This window comes from Ruegeria sp. CF1, from assembly GCF_056537445.1.
The window spans coordinates 23,880-41,665 of sequence record NZ_JBQFRN010000010.1 but is presented as its reverse complement, the minus strand read 5'-3'; the positions used below and the strand labels follow the sequence as shown (position 1 = coordinate 41,665).

Genomic DNA, 17,786 nt, shown 5'->3' with positions numbered 1-17,786 from the left:
GTGCGTACCCATGCAGAAGTCGTCAGGAGCGTACCAAACGGCGGTCAGTGCAGCGAATCCTTGCGTTTGCCTTGGGTTGGATATTCCATCTTTTCATCTTCTAGGATCCCGCGAAGAACCGCCGCTGTCTCAACCTTCGAAATTGCCTTCTTATGGTCGTAGGGATTATTCAAAATCGACCGCGCATTTGTGGCGTTGGACGTCTCAGACATCTTGGTTGCAAACACCCGGCTCAGAATTGACTTCAATGGCATCATTCAACTCCCGCAACATATGGTCATCAAATCCTTGCCGCTGCGGGTCAGGTCCAAGCCACTTGAGGGAAGGGCTCAAAGACCAACTTCCGTGAGTGTGAACCCGCAGCGACACCGTCCATGTAAGAAAAATGGGGTGCCGAGAAAGGGGGAAGAAATCTGCTGTTTGCATCATTTTTTTGACCGCTTGGAAAAAAATCACGACACTGCTTACGCTTACGTCAACCTTCTAACCTAGGGCCCGGCTTTCGCGACGCGGCGTCACAATTCGAAACCCAAGGTCAGCCACCCGGATACCGCCCGTCGCCGCGCCAAATTGGACAGAAAACAAAAGAGCCCATACCCTGACTCCGGGCAACTCTTGGCGCAGCGCGTGTTTCTTGTGATGTGGCCGGCCCCCTCGACGTTTTGAAATTGGATTATTCCGGGACCGTAATGAGGAAGCTGTTATGAACCTTTCACGATTGTCTCTGTTGCTGGTCGTATTCATTGACGTGATGGGTTTTGGATTGATCGTGCCGATTTTCAACACGATCCTGCTGGATCCACACCAGGCTTTCCTCGCACATGGAACAGCGACGAATATCCGCCAGCTCGACTATACGATTCTGATTGTCGTCTTCTTTCTGTTCTACTTTTTCGGGGCGGCCTTTATCGCCAAGTTGTCGGACTATATCGGGCGTAAAACAGGCATCATGATCTGCCTTACCGGTGCCCTGATCGGCTATGTTCTGACTGTGGCCGCGATCATGACGTCCAGCTATTGGCTGTTACTTTTGGGGCGCGCCACTTCCGGGTTTACGACGGCCAACCAACCCATTGCGCAGGCCGCATTGATCGACATCAGCCATGACGATCAGGAGAAATCAAAAAACCTCGGGATGATTGTTGCGGCATCCGCGCTGGGCCTGCTCGGGGGGCCACTGATTTCAGGGTTGCTCAGCGACCAAAACCTGATGGGGTCATTTGCGTCACTGGAACTGCCTTTCTACGTCGCCATTGCCCTGATCCTGATCAACATGGCACTGATTCTGTTCTTCTTCTCCGAACCCGGTTTCAAAAGACAAAAAATTGACTTCGGGCTTTTAGATGTTGTTTTGAACCTGTGGAAAGTCTTCTCGCACCCGGTCGTTTTGCGGCTTTCGGTCGTCATGTTGTTCTCGCTGATGTGCCTGAATGCGTTTTTCTTCTTCATCGACACGTATCTGCTGACCCGGTTCAAGTTCAGTACGCTTCAAAACAGCATGGCCCTCGCCGTGTTCGGAGGCTCCATGGCCTTTGGCAGTGCCTACCTCACCGCACCGCTGCACGAGCGCTATAAAAAGTTTCCGATTCTATATGTCTCCATTGCAGCCATGGCGCTTGGGATATTGGCCTTCATGCTGAACCCCATGGCCGATCTGACCTATGTCCTGATTGTTCCGATAACCATCGCGTTCGCGATCATGTACCCGACCATGCTTTCGTTGTTTTCCGCGAGCGTCGGCCCAACCGAGCAAGGTTGGGTCATGGGTGTGACAGTCGCCATCTACGCGTTGGGCTCCGGGACCATTACGGCCCTCAGCGGGTCCCTTATGGCTATCAATTTGCGGATGCCTTTCGTGCTCGCGGTCATCTGCGGTGTACTGGCATTGATTGCGATGGCGAAACTCTTTCGCCATCCCGGCGTTCAAGCGCTTGATACCAAAGGCAAGTAGGTTTCATCAGTGTGTCCCGAACGAAAATGGGCGCGCCCGCTACAGGCACGCCCAGTAAAAAAGGGAGGACTATGAAAAACCTGACGCTCGAAACAAAAGAAGCGCCTACTCACTAACATCCTCAGAATGGCGCAATCTTTGACCGCGTTCAGTGAAGTGGTTCACAGGAAGTTAAAAAAGTTTGCGCTTCTTTGCGTAGCGGTAAGGTTTGGGCCGCAGGTATGTGTGTGCCGTCTCTCATGAACATGGCGGGAAATTCGCGCGCCGCACAGTTCACTAGATTAGACAGTGACCAAAACAAATACGCCCACCAAATGGCGGGCGTACAAGATGTACAATTTGTACGAACAGGGCCTCAGCGCCTGTACAACATGAACAAAACGCGTTTAGCGGCGGATGCCCAGCTTTTTGATCAGGTCCTGATAGCGTGCTTCTTCTTTGCCCTTCAGATAGTCCAGCAGCTTACGGCGCTGAGCAACCATCTTCAGCAGACCACGACGACCGTGGTTGTCTTTCTTGTGGGTTTTGAAGTGCTCGGTCAGGGTGTTAATGCGCGAGGTCAGGATAGCAACCTGGACTTCAGGCGAACCAGTGTCGCCGTCCTTGGTTGCGAATTCTTTCATGACGCGTGCTTTATCAGCGGCAGTAATCGACATCGGGGTCTCCTTTAAAGGTTAGAGTTGATGGCGCAGGCCGGGATGTCGTCCAGCACAGGCCCATGGAGAAAACCGCACCGATTCCGATGCGGATGGGCGCGTATAGGCGCATTCACCGCAAATGGCAAAGGGATTCTGCAGGCTCAACTGGTGAAGGCGTACTGCTCCAACTGGGCTTCGGTCACAAACTGAATATCTTCAACAGTCAGACCCTCTGCGCCAAAAAGCTGAGCGACGTCTTCGCCATTGACCCGAACATGGGTCAAGCTGTTGTTTTCACTGTCCTGTTCGATCGTCAATTCCGGTTCTTCCGGGTTGTCCCAGGTGATAAGAAGCTTGTCGTGACCGATCTGGAAATCCATGATTGTCGTGGCTTCCTGCTCGGGGTCGGACTGCACAACGATCTCGTCCTCACCCTCTCCACCTGTGACCACATCGCCGTCTTCGGCAAGAATGACGTCGTCCCCAGAGCCCCCGTTTAGGAAGTCGCGCGCAGGCTCGTCCGGGCCGTCTTCTCCGGACAAGATGTCATCACCATCTCCGCCAAACAGGGCGTCTTCACCGGCACCCCCAACAAGGTAGTCGTCGCCATCTCCGCCTTGTAGCGCGTCGTCGCCGTCATCGCCGCTTAACGTGTCAGCGCCCTGACCACCAAAAAGCCGGTCATTCCCATCACCGCCGCTCAGATCATCTGTTCCGAAATGACCATACAGGTCGTCATTTCCTGACATTCCGTCCAGCGCGTCGTCACCATATTCACCATGGAGCACATCATTCCCGAGGTTGCCAAACAGGACGTCCCCGCCACCACCGCCATACAACACGTCGTTGCCGGCGCCGCCGTCGATCCAGTCGTCCCCGCCATATCCGTTGATCTGATCGTTGCCTTCCTGCCCGGTCACAACATCCGCATCCTCGTCGCCCGCAATGACCAGATCGCCCTCATACTCAGACACAATCTCGCCTGTGTCAGAGTCGGTTTCCTCGGCAGAGCTGGGCTCGTCGACATTCTCGTCCGCGTCAAGCAAATTGCCTTCCGACAGGTCGTCGTCGGTCGTTTCCTCGATGCGATCGTCTTCCTCCTCGTCATCGCCTTTGTCTTCTGGCACAAGTACGTCGCTGATTGCGTAGGCCGCACCACCCATGGCGGCCATTCCGAATAATCCAATCAGAAACATATCTACCCTCCGCAAGCACAATGGCTCCGAGTGTAAAACATCTCATGCAAACAATGGCTTGGTCAAAGCGAAGCTGAGAGCGTGGTTAATCCTTTATCACCAGGGTTCGGGCTGCTGAGTGTACGCAATGTAGAGAGGATGCTTCGGATGCCCGTCCTTGGTCAGCCCAAGGTGGAACAAGGGCTGGCCCGTGCCGCGCAGCAAGTCCTCAACTGCGGGGCCGCGTTCCAGATGTGCGCCATGGGTGCCCCAGGCGGCGATGACCTGATCCGCCCATTCCACGCCGTCCAGGATGGCTGCGTCATTCTCAGGCCCCACCGGATCTGCAGATGCACGCATCTTGCGCGGATCAGTGTCGCGCCAGGCAAAGATATTGGTGACCTGAAAAGCTCCGAAACCCAGTGTGCGTGCGCGACGCTCGCAACGTTCCACCGTGGGGTCGTTCTGCACCTCGGTCGCCGTCGACGGATTCAGCATCACAAACAACGCCTTGCGGCCCGCCGGGTTCCAGATACGGGTCAGGCTATAGCGGTATTTTTCGCAATCGGAGTAGATAGCAGTCGAGGGCGCGTCGCCCTTGGTATGAGAACGGGTGATCATGCAGTCGGGTTTGGCTGGAATTAGGCCCGTTTACAAGGGGCGATGTCCTGATCCTTAACTTGTGCTATACCTGCCTTCATTTGAACGGCTTATTCTGGGGGAAGACATGACATTCGAGACATTGGATCCGGCGGATTGGGAGCAGACCCGCAAATTAGCACATGAGATGTTGGATATGGCGTTGGATCATACGCGTGATGTGCGTGATAGGTCGATATGGAAAGATATGCCGACTGCCATACGCAACGGGTTCGAAACGCCCGCACCTCAGCAGGGTATGCCGTTGGGTGATTTGATGGATGATGTCCAGTCTCAGGTCATGCAGTATCCAATGGGCAATATTCATCCCCGGTTTTGGGGCTGGTATATGGGCGCGAGCAATTTCACAGGCGCGATGGCGGATTTTCTGGCGGCGGTTCAGGGATCGAACCTAGGGGGTGGGAATCATGCGGCAGCCCTGATCGACCGACAAGTCGTCGACTGGCTACGCGAGATGATCGGTCTGCCGGAAGGGGCCAGTGGGACATTGGTCAGCGGCGGCAGCGTGGCAAACTTGATCGGGCTGACGGTGGCCCGCAACGTCAAATCCGGGATCGACATGCGCGAAGAGGGCATCGCCGCCATGGATAAGCCGATGCGGTATTACGGATCGGATCAGATGCACAGTTGTCACCAAAAGTCGCTCGAAACACTGGGCCTGGGCAACAAGGCGCTGCGGCGTATTCCTACGCAAGACGATTTGACGATGGATCTTGAAGCGCTTGCCGGCATGGTCGCGCAGGATCGCGCAGACGGCCTTAACCCCGCTTGTGTGATTGCCACCGCCGGAACCGTGAACACAGGCGCCATCGACGACTTGTCGGCGATTGCCGATTTCTGCCGCGAGGAAGGCCTGTGGTTTCATGTTGACGGCTGTATCGGTGCGTTAATTGCAATCGCCCATGATAACAGTTGGCGCGTGTCCGGCATCGAACGCGCGGATTCCGTCGCGCTCGACCCACACAAATGGTTACATGCGCCTTTCGAAGTGGGTTGCGCGTTAGTGCGAAGCCATGATGCCCACCACGCGACATTCACTCTGACCCCGGAATACCTGGAACCGCAATCCCGAGGCGTCGCCGGGGCGGCGTTTTTGCACGATTACGGCATTCAGACTTCGCGTGGGTTTCGAGCGCTCAAGGTCTGGATGTCCTTGAAGGAGCACGGCGTTCAGAAATTCGGCAGGCTCATTGATCAGGATATCGAAAAGGCGCGTTATCTGACTTCGCTGATCGAGGCAGAGGATGACCTCACCTTGATGTTCCCCACCAACATAAACATCGTTTGTTTCCGCTATGACCCGGGCGGTCTCAGCCCCGAAACTCTGCGTGCGATTAACAGCGAAATCATGTTGTGCCTGCAAGAGGAAGGCACAGCGGTTTTGTCGGATACAACGGTTCAGGGGGCGCATTGCCTACGGGTGGCGGTCAACAATCACCGCACGCAAAAGCAGGATCTGGATCTACTGGTGTCCGAGATACTTCGACTGGGTCACAAATTGCGTATCGCCGCCTGAACAGTCATCAGTTGGCGGCAAAGACGCGGCTTGGGTGCAATTCGCCCGACTTGTAAATTCCTACGGCCACGGCCTTGCCATCCAGCGAGGCCCAGGCCTCGTCGCCGTATTCCACGTCAGAGGCGAGCACCATGCCCGGATTGCCATTCCTCAGACGGGTGGCTCCTTCAGAGGTGCATTTCAGCTCGGGCAGGTCCGACAAGCCGGTTTCCAGCGGATGCAGATAATCATCCAGAGCGGTGGTTTTGGCCATCTCGTCGATCTGTTCGATGGTCAGGCCATCCTCGGCCTCAAACGGGCCGGACCAGATGCGGCGCAGTTTTTTCACGTGGCCGTGGCAGCCGAGCGCCTCGCCCAGATCACGCGCAATGGAACGGACATAGCCACCTTTGCCACAGGTCATCTCCAGCACGACGTGGTCTTCGTCGGGGCGGTCGATCAGCACCAGTTCCTCTACCCAAAGAGGGCGGGCGGTCAGTTCCACATCCTCGCCATCTCGGGCCAGCTTATAGGCGCGTTGACCGTCGATTTTCACGGCCGAGAACTTGGGCGGCACCTGTTTGATATCGCCCAGAAACGGGCCGAGCGCTTGTTTGATATCCTCATCCGAGGGGCGCGCAATGCTCTCAGCGATGACTTCACCCTCAGCATCATCGGTGTTGGTGGCCTGCCCCAGCCGCACGGTGAAGGTGTAGGCCTTCAGCGCATCGGTGATGTAGGGGACGGTTTTGGTTGCCTCACCCAGCGCAACGGCCAAAACGCCGGTTGCCTCTGGGTCCAGCGTGCCCGCATGGCCCGCTTTCTTGGCGTCCATCGCCCAACGCACCTTGTTGACCACCGCGGTCGAAGTCATGCCAGCGGGCTTGTCCACCACCAGCCAACCGGAAATGTCGCGGCCCTTGCGTTTGCGTCCCATACTACACCTTGAGTCTTGCTGAGGCGCGCGAGTTAGCGGATCGTTTCGATGCTGTCAATTTGCCGGAACGTCCTCGACGACACCCACGATGGGTCCCAGCGAAAACCCGATATCCGACCGGTTGCTGGCGCGATCATACATGCGGGAAATGTTGCCATCCAGAAACAGCGCATTCGGTGTTTTTAAGACGTCGCGGAATAGGCTGCCGAATTCATAGAAAGTGACGTAATCGTCCGATATCGCAAACACCACACGCGTGCCATCGGCGCTGGTGCCCACCCCGTTTCGGGTGTAGCGCGAGGTTGAATCCGGCAGAAAGCGAGGGTGTAACTCTCCGTTGATCACCAGCATGGGGCCCGATTGTGTCGCAAAGCGGCACTGCGGCGCCTGATCGACGAAATCCAAAGTCTCGAACACATCGGCACGGTTTTCACGGATGCAGAACACACCGTTGGGCAGCAGTCCGAAATTGCCGGGTCCGGCATTCGGTATCACGCGCATCTGCTCTTCCCCGTCTTCGACATAGTGACCGACGGGCGAGCGGTCGTCATGGTACATGCCCGCATTCATCGCAAAGACGAGCCTTTTCCCCTGAGGCTCCAACGCCTCATTCACCGAAGAGAAATGACCCAACAGATCGCCATTTTCATCGTTCAGAAACAGGCGCAAATCTTCCGAGGTATCCACCTCGCAAACCGTATATCGCTTATCCTCATGAGTCAGCTTCTCGCAAGTGACTGCAGAGACTTGCGCGGCCCAAAGGACAGCACACAGCGTGACAAGGGTACGGATCACTCGTCCAGATCGCGGCGTACCGCGTCCTGATTAAACATACGGCGGGTGTCGTCCAGTCGATCAAACGTGTCGTCCAAACGGAACCGCAGGTCGGGTGAGAATTTCAGGCCCACCTTCTTGCCCACTGCGCGCCGCAGTTCGCCCTTGTTGCGGGCCAGCAGGTCAATCACGTCTTCCTGCCCTTTGCCGCCCAGGGGCAGCACATAAGCGGTGGCGATCTTCAGATCGGGCGAGGTGCGCACCTCACCCACGGTGATCGACATGCGGTTCAGGTCGGGGTCGTGGACATCTCCGCGCGCCAGAACCTCGGACAGGGTGCGGCGGATCAGTTCGCCGACGCGCAGCTGTCGTTGGGATGGGCCGGGGCCATCGTGGAATTTGTTCTTTGCCATGCCCCCGATCTAAGCCCAAAGCGGGGCTTTGCCAAGCGGGCGCGAACGGGTTAGGAGGCTTTGAGCCGACTTTAGAAAGGACCAGCGCAATGACCCATATTCCGGGGATCGTTATCACAGGGGCTTCGGGCCGTATGGGGCAGATGCTGATCAAGACCGTGTCTGAGAGCGATCAGGCGCGTCTGGTTGGTGTGGTCGAGCGTAAGGGCCATGACTGGATCGGTCAGGATGTAGGTCAGGTGATGGGCGGGCAGGCGCTCGGTGTTACCGTTACTGACGATCCGCTGGAGGCATTTGCACAGGCACAGGCCGTCATCGACTTTACTGCGCCCGAAGCGACACTGGAATTTGCCGCACTGGCCGCGCAGGCGCGGTGCGTTCACGTAATTGGCACTACCGGCATGAATAACGAACAGATCGCCGCGCTGGAACCTGCCGCGCGCCATGCTGTGATTGTGCGGGCCGGGAATATGAGCCTTGGGGTCAATCTGTTGGTGCAGCTCACCAAAAAGGTTGCCGCCGCGCTGGATGAGGATTTCGATATCGAGGTCATCGAGGGGCATCACCATCACAAGGTCGATGCGCCTTCAGGCACAGCTTTGATGCTGGGCGAAGCCGCCGCCGAGGGGCGCGGTGTCAAGTTGTCGGATGTGGCCGATAGGGGCCGCGACGGTATTACCGGTGCGCGCAAACGCGGCGACATCGGCTTCCACGCCATTCGTGGCGGAGACATTGTCGGCGAACACGATGTCCTGTTCGCGGCACCCGGTGAGCGTATCGTGTTGCGCCATCTGGCTACTGACCGTGCGATCTTTGCCCGTGGGGCGCTCAAAGCCGCGTTGTGGGGTCAAGGCAAGGCGCCGGGCCAGTATGACATGGTGGATGTTCTGGGGCTGTAGGCTTTAGGATCAAGAGCCAAGAAAATTCGACGAATTTTCTTGGCTCTATCGATCGGGCAGATGAAAGTTGTCTCAGCTTGCCTGAATGTGCCGGTCGACCATCCGTTGTACCATCGGTGCGAAATGGGCGAAATCCGGGGTCTCCATATCAGCGCGTTTTCCCGCTTCGTCCAGATAACGGACCTGAATGATTTCTTTCAGGTTCGGATTTGCCTCGAACTCGGCTATCTCCTTGGCACTCATCGGACCACCCTGCAGTTCCAGCGTATGGACTGAGGCTGCGGACAGGCGATTGAAATACTCCGGCTTGGTGGCGCAGAGATACCGCTTGGCTGCCACGTGGTACCGGCAGCAATCGGTGATGACCGACGGAAAGAACTGCTCCAACACCTCGGCACCTGCATCTTCATGATGCCGGTCCTCGGTATCGTCCGGATGGTAAGTGCCGAATTCCGAAGTAAAATGGCCAATGTCGTGCAACAACGCACCGACGATGATTTCTTCAGACTGTCCGTTCTGTTCCGCAATCGTGGCACCTTGCAGCATGTGCTGGGCCATGGTGACGGGTTCCCCCAGATATTCCTCTCCCCCCCGACGATCGAAGATGTCACCGATAAAGGCCACGATATTGTCCCGGTTTAAGGTCGAGAAATCGGGTTTCATTCCGCCGCCTCCGGTTGTGTCATCTGCATGGCGGCCAGTGTCGAAAGCAGCCCATCCTTGTCAGCATAGCATCCCTGCAACCAGCGAGACCCGGCCCCGGAATAGCCCAGCCGTGCATGCATTACGCGAGTGTTGTCGACGATGAAACTTTCGCCCGGTTCCAGCTTGAAAGACACGCCCATAGCGGGATCGTCAATGATCTCGCCCAGCTGGCGATAGGCTGCATAGTAGGCTTCCATCTTGTCAAAGGGTACATCCACGAACGGCGCAGACGAGCGGTTGTTGAAGCGAATGCCGATCAACTCGCCATCGGGGGAAAGCTCGATCATCGGGCGACGTGACCGCAAACAGACCCCGTCCGAACCTTTATACTCGAACCGTGCCGGATAGCCTGCAAGCAAGGCGAAGCCCTCGGGGTTCAGATCGCGCAGACGCTCAGCCGCGCGGAAACCATCTACAACGATGGAATCGCCGCCTTCGGCCGAATTCTCAAGGCAGTAGAGGATTTGCAGTGTCGGCACCGGGTCGCGATAAGGGTTGTCGGTATGGGCCTGCAACCCCAACCCAGTATAGGCGAGGTTGGTCGGGTTCACCTCGGTCCGAACTTCGAAATAGGGGCCATAATTTGTCTGGCGCACGTAGCCGAACAGATCGGCCACTTTCAGCAGCGATTCCGGCTCGGTCGGGCCACCTGTCAGCTTGGCAAAGCCGTACTCCGCGACGGCAGCCAGCCAGCTGCGCTTGGCCTCAGGGTCGGTGTGCACCCTTTCCCAGTCACCGCTGGGGGCGCTGATACCACGCTCCCATGTGGTGACGCCGGATGCGGTGCGGCCAACTTCTTGCGCCTGTTCGCGGTCATAAACGTGATCGGCCAGCCAATCGGCAGGGAACATCACGGATTTGTTTTCGGGCTGAAAGGTAACACTCAGATCGCCATTTTGGATCTCGGCAGCGCTGACCGAGATATCGGTGGGGATATCGCCGATGGTAATCAGGCGCTGCCCGTTGCCGGGGGCGCGGGTCTCGGGGTCCAGCGCATTGTCGCGCAGCCAAATGGCGTGAAATCTGGCCTGGGTACCATCGGAAAACGCGATAGTGACCACAGATGGGTCGAAAGTGGCTGAGCGCAGCATGGGGTCTCTCCTGTTCGGCGCGGGCTTTGCTTGAGGAGATACGCGCTCCGTGGCATTACTACAATTAAACCTTATTGCCACTGAGGGCTGGGAATACTTATGGCTAAGAAGAAGATTGGACTACCTCCATTGGACTGGCTGCGTGTGTTCGAAGCCGCCGGGCGGCTGGGTGGTTTTTCTGCTGCTGCGCGCGAATTTGGTTTGACGCAGGCGGCGGTCAGTCAACGGATAGGCAATCTTGAGGCGTGGCTGGGCCGGTCATTGTTTGTGCGCGAAGCCCGCGGTGTTTCGCTGACCATCGAAGGCGAAAGCTATCTGCCATTGGTGCAGGACAGCCTGCAAGCACTGGAACGCAATACCGAGGATCTGTTCGGCAAAACTCCGCGCGAGCTTCGGGTCGCGGGACTTTCGTCGCATATCCACGCGCTGGTTCTACCAGCCTTGCCCACGTTCCTTGAGGCGCAGCCAAATGTGCGTGTAATGACAGATTCGATGGCCCGCCGCGCCTCGCTGGAGGAAGAACGTACTTGGCTGCAGATCCGCTATGGCAGAGGTGTCTGGCCTGGACGAAAGGCAAAGCTTATTGCGCCCGAAGTGCTGGCACCGATGGCCGCATCCGGCATCAACTGGGGTGCGCCGCTGATTGATTTGCGCGGAGAACGCCCCGGTTGGAAGGACTGGGCGCAGGTAGCGGGGGTTGATGAATTACCGGCTGGCCGGATCAGTTTTGATTCGGTAGGTCACGCGATCACGGCGGCGCGTCAGGGCATGGGGATCGCGTTGGGTTCACTACCGTTGGCTTCGGGCAGCTTAAAGACTGGTCAATTACACAGATTGGATATGCCCGAGCTTAGGACAAAGGATGGCTATTGGCTGACATGGCCCGAGGATCGGGCAAGGTCGAAACGGCAAAGGGCTTTGATAGACGACTTTCTGCAAGCGCTGCGGGGCGGGGCCTGATCAGAAGTCGATGGCGATGCCCTTTTTTTCCCAATCACCATAGCGGGCCGGATCGGGACCGTCGCGCCCACCCAGTTCCTTGGGCTGCGCCTTGGCTTCCGCTTCGGCCTTTTTGCGACGTTCCTCAGCCTCGGCCAATGCGCGCTGAGCGGCGGGGGGCAGGTCTTTGCGCTCGTCACTCATGACATCGGGTTCCTTTCTGTTCAGGGCCTTGATATACGCCCTCGTCCGCCCAAGGCAATGCGGCAAAGGTCACGAGAGGCACTCAGCATCATGTCAAACTCTGCAACCGCCGCGCGGCGCAGTGCAATCTATCTGCTGGATCAGATATTGGGCGAGGGGCGGTTGTTACCTGAATGTCTGGCGGCCGGCGCATTGGATCGTCTGGTACCCGAGGATCGCGCGCGCGCGCAGCGTCTGACTATTGAAACCCTACGCGGACTTGAGCGTGCCGACCGGCTGTTGGCGGATCACTTGCGGCAGACACCGGCGCTAACGGTGCATAACGCGCTGCGGCTTGGAACGGTCGAGTTGTGTCAGGGCGAGGCCGCGCATGGCGTGGTCAATTCGATGGTCGAGATCGTGGGACGCTCGCGCAAGCATGGGCGGCTCAAGGGGTTGGTGAATGCAGTCTTGCGCAAGATTGCCGCCGATGGACCGGATGCTTGGCCCAAGATGCGCGTGCCCCGTCTGCCCGACTGGCTGCGCGATCCTCTGATCATGGCGTGGGGCGATGACGCAGTAAAGGGTATGGAACAGGCCCATTTCAATGGTGCACCGCTGGACGTGACGCTGAAACCGGGCGCTGAGGCGCCGGGCGGAGAAGCCCTGCCCACCGGCTCAGTCCGTTTGCAGGATGCGGGGCAGGTGTCGGCTTTGCCGGGCTACAAGCGTGGAAACTGGTGGGTTCAGGATGCGGCAGCGGCGCTGCCTGTGCGCGTGCTGGCCCCGAAAGCCGGGGAAAAGGCGTTGGACCTTTGCGCTGCGCCCGGTGGCAAAACGTTGCAATTGGCTGTGGTAGGGGCAGAGGTCACGGCGCTGGATATCTCTGAAACACGGTTGGAGCGGGTGCGCGAGAACCTGAAACGGACAGGTTTGGAGGCTAAGGTGATCGCTGGTGATGCGCTGGACCATCGGGGCCAGTATGATGCCATCCTGCTCGACGCGCCGTGTTCGGCCACGGGCACGATTCGCCGCCATCCTGATTTACCCTTCGCCAAGGATGGCTCGGAATTCGGGGGATTGATCGAGCTACAGGCCCGTATGCTGGCCCATGCCTGGACCCTGCTCAAACCCGGAGGCCGATTGGTATATTGCACCTGTTCCTTGTTGCCGGACGAAGGAGAGGTGCAGATCGAAGAGGCGCTGGATCAATATCCGGATATGCAGATTGACCGTGCGGCGCTTGAGATTGCGGGCGTTGAACCGGACTGGATTACAGAAGAAGGTGGCTTGCGTCTGCGCCCGGATTTCTGGCCGGACAAGGGTGGCATGGACGGGTTCTATATCGCCTGTCTGAACAAATCCGCTTGAGGCGACGCTTTTCGATGACTTGACGCGCGGACCGGTCTATCGTGTGTTCAAGCGCCCGCAGAGCGCAAGGGGCAGAGTCGCAAGCGTCATGTCAGAATCGGACACAATGGCCAATCGCTGGATGCGGTTTCAGAACCGCCTTTACGCGCGCCTGAGCCAAAGGCGGAAGGCGGTTTCGGGATTCGTCAGCCAGCCTGAGCCGCGCACCGTCGGTTCGTTTGCACGCGGGCGACAACTGGTGGCCGGGAATCTCCTTTTCGCTGGATATCTGGTCGAGGCGGATGACACCGATCTCTGGGATGTTGCTGCGCCCAGTCCGGATTTTGATGATGAACGCCACGGTTTCATCTGGCTGGATGATCTGGCAGCCGTCGGCGATATGCGCGCCCGTGAAAAGGCGCAGCGATGGGTCTGGGGCTGGATCACCGCACATGGGCGCGGGAAGGGGCCCGGCTGGGCGCCGGACCTGACCGGGCGCCGGGTGATGCGCTGGATCAACCACGCGCAATTTCTGCTACGCGGCGCTGACGAAGCGCAAAGCAGAGCTTTCTTCCGCTCCTTGGCACAACAAACATGGTTTCTTTCCAAACGCTGGACAGCAGCAACACCAGGATTGCCGAGATTCGAAGCGCTCGCAGGGCTGGTTCAGGCTGGTTTGGCCCTGGAGGGGTTGGAGCAACTGGCTGATCCCGCATTGCGCGCACTGGCCCGGGAATGCGACCGCCAGATCGATGCCGAGGGCGGCATTCTCACCCGCAACCCTGAGGAATTGCTGGAGGTCTTCACTCTGCTGGCCTGGACCTCTGCTGCACTTGGTGAAGTTGGCCGAGGCACGCCTGCCTCTCAGACCGGGGCGATCAAGCGCATTGCACCTACTCTGCGAAATCTGCGTCATGCAGATGGATCTCTGGCCAGATTTCACGGGGGCGGGCGTGGGCTTGAAGGGCGGCTGGATCAGGCACTGGCACAAAGCGGTGTCAAGCCGCAGCAGCATTCGGACCTGTCAATGGGTTATGCACGGCTTGCCGCCTCGAGAACCACGGTTCTGGTGGATGCCAGCGCGCCTCCCAAAGGTGCTGCGTCGTTCAACGCCCACGCATCCTCGCTTGCGTTTGAGCTGACCTCGGGGCGCCGTCCTCTGATCGTGAACTGTGGATCAGGCGGCAGTTTTGGGCAGGAATGGCGCAGGGCAGGGCGCGCGACCCCGTCGCATTCGACCCTATGCGTCGAAGGGTATTCCAGCGCCCGGCTTGCAGAAGGCGCAAATGGGTCGTCGCAGGAAGCATTGGTGGATGGCCCGCAGGATGTGCCCGTGGATTTCGAGGATGCATTCGAAGGCACCCGCTTTATGGTGGGTCATGACGGCTACGCTAAAGTGTTTGGCCTGACCCATGCCCGCACGCTTGAACTGCGCTTTGACGGGCGTGAGCTGGTGGGCGAGGATATTCTGCTGACCGCAACCGACAAAGCCAAACGGCAGTTCGATCGCGCGATGGACGGGGCAGGTCTGCAGGGGATAGCCTTTGACATCCGGTTTCACCTGCATCCTGACGTTGATGCGGCACTTGATCTGGGTGGCGCTGCGGTGTCGATGGCGCTCAAGAGCGGTGAGATATGGGTTTTCCGCCATGATGGCGTTGGAAAGTTGTCAGTTGAACCAAGCGTTTACCTTGAAAAAGGCCGTTTGAAGCCACGCGCGACAAAACAGATCGTTCTATCTGGGCGCGCAATGGAGTATGCGACGCGCATCCGGTGGACGCTCAGCAAGGCTCAGGATACAGCCTATGCCGTGCGGGATACGCACCGGGACGAGCCCGTTTTCGACTGACGCCAAAAGGACCTTTGGACCCATGACCGACCTTCACCCCGTGCGCCGCGCGTTGCTTTCCGTTTCCGACAAAACCGGGCTGATCGAGCTGGGAACGGCGTTGGCCGAACGCGGGGTTGAACTGCTTTCGACCGGCGGTACCGCGAAGGCGCTACGCGATGCGGGGTTGGAGGTGAAAGATGTCAGCGAGATCACCGGCTTCCCCGAGATGATGGATGGCCGGGTCAAAACGCTGCACCCGATGGTCCATGGCGGGCTGCTGGCTCTGCGCGATAATGACACCCATGTCGCCGCGATGAACGAACATGGTATCGGCGCAATCGATCTGCTTGTGGTAAATCTCTACCCATTTGAAGCGACCGTGGCCAAGGGCGCTGCCTATGATGAGTGTATCGAGAACATCGATATCGGCGGCCCAGCCATGATCCGTGCCGCATCGAAGAACCATGCTTTTGTAAACGTGGTTGTGGACGTCGAAGACTACTCGTCGCTGCTGGATCAGCTGGAAGAGAATTACGGTAAGACTTCTCTGGGCTTCCGTCAGTGGTTGGCGCAAAAGGCCTATGCCCGCACTGCCGCTTATGACACAGCCGTGTCCAACTGGATGGCCGATGCGCTGGAGCTTGAGGCGCCCAAACGCCGCGCCTTTGCCGGTGAGCTGAAACAGACCTTACGATATGGCGAGAATAGCCACCAGTCGGCAGCGTTCTATGTAGATGGCTCGGGTCGTCCGGGCGTGGCGACGGCCGTACAGCATCAGGGCAAGGAACTGAGCTATAACAACATCAACGATACCGATGCCGCCTTTGAGTTGGTCGCTGAGTTCGACCCGGCCGAAGGGGCAGCTTGTGCGATTATCAAGCATGCCAATCCGTGTGGTGTAGCGATAGGTGCGACGTTGCTTGAGGCCTATAAAGCCGCGTTCGACTGCGACAGGACGTCGGCATTCGGCGGTATCGTGGCGTTGAATCAACCGCTGGACGCGGAAACCGCGCAGGAGATCACGGGGATTTTCACCGAGGTTGTGATCGCTCCGGGGGCGTCAGACGAGGCCAAGGCGATCTTCGCCGCCAAGAAGAACCTGCGCCTGCTGACGTCCGAAGCTCTGCCGGATGTGACCGCCGGTGGTAAAACTGTGCGACAGGTGGCCGGTGGCCTGCTGGTGCAGGACAAGGATAACGGCTTTGTTGGTATGGATGACTTGAAGGTGGTCACCAAAAAAGCGCCATCTGAGGAGCAGATGCGCGACCTGCTGTTCGCGTGGAAAGTGGCGAAACATGTCAAATCCAACGCCATAGTCTATGTCAAAGACGGCGCGACCGTGGGTGTCGGCGCGGGGCAGATGAGCCGCGTTGACTCGGCACTGATCGCGGCAAAGAAAGCCGAGCGTATGGCTGATGCGCTGGGCTTGCCCCAGCCGCTGACCATCGGTTCGGCCGTAGCTTCTGATGCATTCTTCCCCTTCCCCGATGGGCTTATGGAGGCCGCCGAGGCAGGCGCAACATGCGTTATTCAGCCCGGCGGTTCGATGCGTGATGATGAAGTGATCGCGGCGGCGGATGAGGCCGGTCTGGCCATGGTCTTCACCGGCATGCGGCATTTCCGTCACTGATGCGCGGTTCGTTCATCCTATGGGCCGGATTGGCGGCGTTTTTGATCGACCAGATTAGTAAGTATCTGGTCGTTCACGTAATGCGCGTGGCGCAGGGCGATATCGACGTGCTGCCACCGCTTCTGGTTTTCAGATACGGCGAGAATCGCGGCATCAATTTTGGCCTGTTTCAGGGCGACGGTGACGCCGCCCGCTGGGTGCTGATCGGGGTTTCCGTGGCGATCTGCCTGGGCGTCCTGATCTGGCTGGGCCGCATCGCTCCTACGAAGCTTCAACAATTCTGCGGCGGTCTCCTGATCGGCGGTGCGCTGGGAAATGTCGTGGACCGGGTGCTTTACGGCTATGTTCTGGATTTTTTGAACATGTCCTGCTGCGGGATCAGCAACCCTTTTGTGTTCAATCTGGCGGATGTGTTCATATTTGCGGGAGCTTTGGGATTGGTCCTGTTCGATGGCAAAAAGCCCTCGTGACCTGCCGGACGATATGCGATAAAAGCGCCTGAAACTGGCTGGAGACACTGATGCGTATGCCACGCGCCATTCTTGTTCTGACACTCGCCGTTGTCGTTGCGGGCTGTTCCGATATTGGTTTGCGCAATCTTGATCCGCCCGGAGCGGGGCCGGATGAATTTTCGGTATTGCCCGTCAAGCCGCTGACCCAGCCCAAGGACTACGCCTTTCTTCCAGCGCCGACTCCCGGCGGTGCAAACCTGACCGATCCTAACCCCAAAGCGGACGCCGTTGTGGCGCTGGGTGGTAGTGAGGCAGCGCTGAACCCGAATACCTCAATACCGGCCAGCGATGCCGCGCTTGTGACGGCCTCAAGCAGATATGGCGTTCCTGCCAATACGCGCCAGATAACGGCCGAAGAGGATGCGGCATTCCGCAAAAATCGCGGTCGCTGGACCCGCCTGCGCCTGTTCCCGGTTGATCGGTACTCGCAGGTCTATGAACGTCAGTCAATCGATGCGAACGCGACCAATGAAGCGGCGCGTCGTCGTGGGATCGAAACGCCGTCGGCCCCGCCGCTGGAATGAATTCTTCTTAACTTTCCGTCATTGGCCTTGAACCCCGGCGGCACCACCGTAGTTTGAATATCAGAAATGAAACGGAGGA

19 protein-coding genes are annotated in these 17,786 nt (G+C 58.2%); 9 read left to right on the top strand and 10 right to left on the bottom strand.

What is annotated here, in order from left to right; all coding sequences use genetic code 11:
- Positions 1-44: 44 nt before the first annotated feature.
- On the bottom strand, positions 45-254 hold the full coding sequence (locus ACRZ96_RS16175) for a hypothetical protein (protein ID WP_170394694.1): 210 nt from the start codon (positions 252-254) through the stop codon (positions 45-47).
- 449 nt (positions 255-703) lie between these two features.
- Between ACRZ96_RS16175 and ACRZ96_RS16170 the strand changes: the two genes are divergently transcribed.
- Positions 704-1,951: an MFS transporter gene (locus ACRZ96_RS16170; RefSeq protein WP_480751098.1), complete on the top strand. Its 1,248-nt coding sequence runs from the start codon at positions 704-706 to the stop codon at positions 1,949-1,951.
- Between the two features lie 386 nt (positions 1,952-2,337).
- On the opposite strand, the gene rpsO is transcribed toward ACRZ96_RS16170, so the two are convergent.
- The 3 genes from rpsO to ACRZ96_RS16155 all read right to left on the bottom strand — a co-directional run bounded on the left by rpsO (position 2,338) and on the right by ACRZ96_RS16155 (position 4,385).
- Entirely contained in the window at positions 2,338-2,607 is a 270-nt protein-coding gene (gene rpsO, locus ACRZ96_RS16165; protein ID WP_050605082.1) for a 30S ribosomal protein S15, read from the bottom strand.
- Between the two features lie 143 nt (positions 2,608-2,750).
- A complete protein-coding gene (locus tag ACRZ96_RS16160; RefSeq protein ID WP_480814840.1) occupies positions 2,751-3,785 on the bottom strand; it encodes a calcium-binding protein in 1,035 nt (344 codons plus the stop codon).
- Between the two features lie 96 nt (positions 3,786-3,881).
- The gene (locus ACRZ96_RS16155; RefSeq protein ID WP_170513974.1) at positions 3,882-4,385 is read right to left on the bottom strand and encodes a DUF1643 domain-containing protein; all 504 of its coding nucleotides are present in this window, start codon (positions 4,383-4,385) and stop codon (positions 3,882-3,884) included.
- Positions 4,386-4,491: 106 nt separating this feature from the next.
- Here ACRZ96_RS16155 and ACRZ96_RS16150 point away from each other — a divergent pair, with 106 nt between their 5' ends.
- Positions 4,492-5,940, top strand: a complete 1,449-nt coding sequence (locus tag ACRZ96_RS16150; protein WP_170513970.1) for a pyridoxal-dependent decarboxylase — start codon at positions 4,492-4,494, stop codon at positions 5,938-5,940.
- Between the two features lie 7 nt (positions 5,941-5,947).
- On the opposite strand, the gene truB is transcribed toward ACRZ96_RS16150, so the two are convergent.
- The 3 genes from truB to rbfA are packed head-to-tail and all read right to left on the bottom strand — an operon-like array spanning position 5,948 to position 8,043.
- The gene (gene truB / locus ACRZ96_RS16145; RefSeq protein ID WP_170426161.1) at positions 5,948-6,856 is read right to left on the bottom strand and encodes a tRNA pseudouridine(55) synthase TruB; all 909 of its coding nucleotides are present in this window, start codon (positions 6,854-6,856) and stop codon (positions 5,948-5,950) included.
- A 54-nt stretch (positions 6,857-6,910) separates the two neighbouring features.
- A complete protein-coding gene (locus ACRZ96_RS16140) occupies positions 6,911-7,651 on the bottom strand; it encodes a phosphodiester glycosidase family protein (protein ID WP_480706461.1) in 741 nt (246 codons plus the stop codon).
- Positions 7,648-8,043, bottom strand: coding sequence for a 30S ribosome-binding factor RbfA (rbfA, locus tag ACRZ96_RS16135; protein ID WP_480706460.1), 396 nt, complete (start codon positions 8,041-8,043; stop codon positions 7,648-7,650). The genes ACRZ96_RS16140 and rbfA overlap by 4 nt, the downstream gene beginning before the upstream one ends.
- An 89-nt stretch (positions 8,044-8,132) precedes the next feature.
- On the opposite strand from rbfA, the gene dapB reads away from it, so the two are divergent.
- Positions 8,133-8,942 (top strand): 4-hydroxy-tetrahydrodipicolinate reductase, encoded by an 810-nt coding sequence (gene dapB / locus ACRZ96_RS16130; RefSeq protein WP_480706458.1) that lies wholly within the window; start codon positions 8,133-8,135, stop codon positions 8,940-8,942.
- 72 nt (positions 8,943-9,014) lie between these two features.
- Here the strand turns inward: dapB and tmpB are convergent, their stop codons facing one another.
- Positions 9,015-9,605 carry a (R)-1-hydroxy-2-trimethylaminoethylphosphonate oxygenase gene (gene tmpB / locus ACRZ96_RS16125; protein WP_170648778.1) on the bottom strand — a complete coding sequence of 197 codons (591 nt, stop codon included), beginning with the start codon at positions 9,603-9,605 and terminating at the stop codon, positions 9,015-9,017.
- Positions 9,602-10,738: a 2-trimethylaminoethylphosphonate dioxygenase gene (tmpA, locus tag ACRZ96_RS16120; protein ID WP_480706455.1), complete on the bottom strand. Its 1,137-nt coding sequence runs from the start codon at positions 10,736-10,738 to the stop codon at positions 9,602-9,604. The genes tmpB and tmpA overlap by 4 nt, the downstream gene beginning before the upstream one ends.
- A gap of 99 nt (positions 10,739-10,837) precedes the next feature.
- Here tmpA and ACRZ96_RS16115 point away from each other — a divergent pair, with 99 nt between their 5' ends.
- A complete protein-coding gene (locus tag ACRZ96_RS16115; RefSeq protein ID WP_480614451.1) occupies positions 10,838-11,698 on the top strand; it encodes a LysR family transcriptional regulator in 861 nt (286 codons plus the stop codon).
- On the opposite strand, the gene ACRZ96_RS16110 is transcribed toward ACRZ96_RS16115, so the two are convergent.
- Positions 11,699-11,881 (bottom strand): DUF1674 domain-containing protein, encoded by a 183-nt coding sequence (locus tag ACRZ96_RS16110; protein WP_170394659.1) that lies wholly within the window; start codon positions 11,879-11,881, stop codon positions 11,699-11,701.
- 90 nt (positions 11,882-11,971) lie between these two features.
- Between ACRZ96_RS16110 and ACRZ96_RS16105 the strand changes: the two genes are divergently transcribed.
- The 5 genes from ACRZ96_RS16105 (at position 11,972) to ACRZ96_RS16085 (ending at position 17,707) form a co-directional block, all read left to right on the top strand.
- Entirely contained in the window at positions 11,972-13,231 is a 1,260-nt protein-coding gene (locus ACRZ96_RS16105) for an RsmB/NOP family class I SAM-dependent RNA methyltransferase (protein WP_480706453.1), read from the top strand.
- Between the two features lie 88 nt (positions 13,232-13,319).
- Positions 13,320-15,059 (top strand): heparinase II/III domain-containing protein, encoded by a 1,740-nt coding sequence (locus ACRZ96_RS16100; protein WP_170566965.1) that lies wholly within the window; start codon positions 13,320-13,322, stop codon positions 15,057-15,059.
- 22 nt (positions 15,060-15,081) lie between these two features.
- Positions 15,082-16,671: a bifunctional phosphoribosylaminoimidazolecarboxamide formyltransferase/IMP cyclohydrolase gene (purH, locus tag ACRZ96_RS16095; protein WP_170733896.1), complete on the top strand. Its 1,590-nt coding sequence runs from the start codon at positions 15,082-15,084 to the stop codon at positions 16,669-16,671.
- Positions 16,671-17,141: a signal peptidase II gene (gene lspA / locus ACRZ96_RS16090; protein WP_170394647.1), complete on the top strand. Its 471-nt coding sequence runs from the start codon at positions 16,671-16,673 to the stop codon at positions 17,139-17,141. Before purH ends, lspA begins: the two co-directional genes overlap by 1 nt.
- A gap of 50 nt (positions 17,142-17,191) precedes the next feature.
- Positions 17,192-17,707, top strand: a complete 516-nt coding sequence (locus ACRZ96_RS16085; RefSeq protein ID WP_170566971.1) for a DUF3035 domain-containing protein — start codon at positions 17,192-17,194, stop codon at positions 17,705-17,707.
- Positions 17,708-17,786: the final 79 nt, after the last annotated feature.

Excerpts from the sequence above, each read along its gene's own strand:
- ACRZ96_RS16175 (WP_170394694.1), bottom strand. The coding sequence starts at position 254 with ATGCCATTGAAGTCAATTCTGAGCCGGGTGTTTGCAACCAAGATGTCT.
- ACRZ96_RS16170 (WP_480751098.1), top strand. The coding sequence starts at position 704 with ATGAACCTTTCACGATTGTCTCTGTTGCTGGTCGTATTCATTGACGTG.
- rpsO (WP_050605082.1), bottom strand. The coding sequence starts at position 2,607 with ATGTCGATTACTGCCGCTGATAAAGCACGCGTCATGAAAGAATTCGCA.
- ACRZ96_RS16160 (WP_480814840.1), bottom strand. The coding sequence starts at position 3,785 with ATGTTTCTGATTGGATTATTCGGAATGGCCGCCATGGGTGGTGCGGCC.
- ACRZ96_RS16155 (WP_170513974.1), bottom strand. The coding sequence starts at position 4,385 with ATGATCACCCGTTCTCATACCAAGGGCGACGCGCCCTCGACTGCTATC.
- ACRZ96_RS16150 (WP_170513970.1), top strand. The coding sequence starts at position 4,492 with ATGACATTCGAGACATTGGATCCGGCGGATTGGGAGCAGACCCGCAAA.
- truB (WP_170426161.1), bottom strand. The coding sequence starts at position 6,856 with ATGGGACGCAAACGCAAGGGCCGCGACATTTCCGGTTGGCTGGTGGTG.
- rbfA (WP_480706460.1), bottom strand. The coding sequence starts at position 8,043 with ATGGCAAAGAACAAATTCCACGATGGCCCCGGCCCATCCCAACGACAG.
- dapB (WP_480706458.1), top strand. The coding sequence starts at position 8,133 with ATGACCCATATTCCGGGGATCGTTATCACAGGGGCTTCGGGCCGTATG.
- tmpB (WP_170648778.1), bottom strand. The coding sequence starts at position 9,605 with ATGAAACCCGATTTCTCGACCTTAAACCGGGACAATATCGTGGCCTTT.
- tmpA (WP_480706455.1), bottom strand. The coding sequence starts at position 10,738 with ATGCTGCGCTCAGCCACTTTCGACCCATCTGTGGTCACTATCGCGTTT.
- ACRZ96_RS16115 (WP_480614451.1), top strand. The coding sequence starts at position 10,838 with ATGGCTAAGAAGAAGATTGGACTACCTCCATTGGACTGGCTGCGTGTG.
- ACRZ96_RS16110 (WP_170394659.1), bottom strand. The coding sequence starts at position 11,881 with ATGAGTGACGAGCGCAAAGACCTGCCCCCCGCCGCTCAGCGCGCATTG.
- ACRZ96_RS16105 (WP_480706453.1), top strand. The coding sequence starts at position 11,972 with ATGTCAAACTCTGCAACCGCCGCGCGGCGCAGTGCAATCTATCTGCTG.
- ACRZ96_RS16100 (WP_170566965.1), top strand. The coding sequence starts at position 13,320 with ATGTCAGAATCGGACACAATGGCCAATCGCTGGATGCGGTTTCAGAAC.
- purH (WP_170733896.1), top strand. The coding sequence starts at position 15,082 with ATGACCGACCTTCACCCCGTGCGCCGCGCGTTGCTTTCCGTTTCCGAC.
- lspA (WP_170394647.1), top strand. The coding sequence starts at position 16,671 with ATGCGCGGTTCGTTCATCCTATGGGCCGGATTGGCGGCGTTTTTGATC.
- ACRZ96_RS16085 (WP_170566971.1), top strand. The coding sequence starts at position 17,192 with ATGCGTATGCCACGCGCCATTCTTGTTCTGACACTCGCCGTTGTCGTT.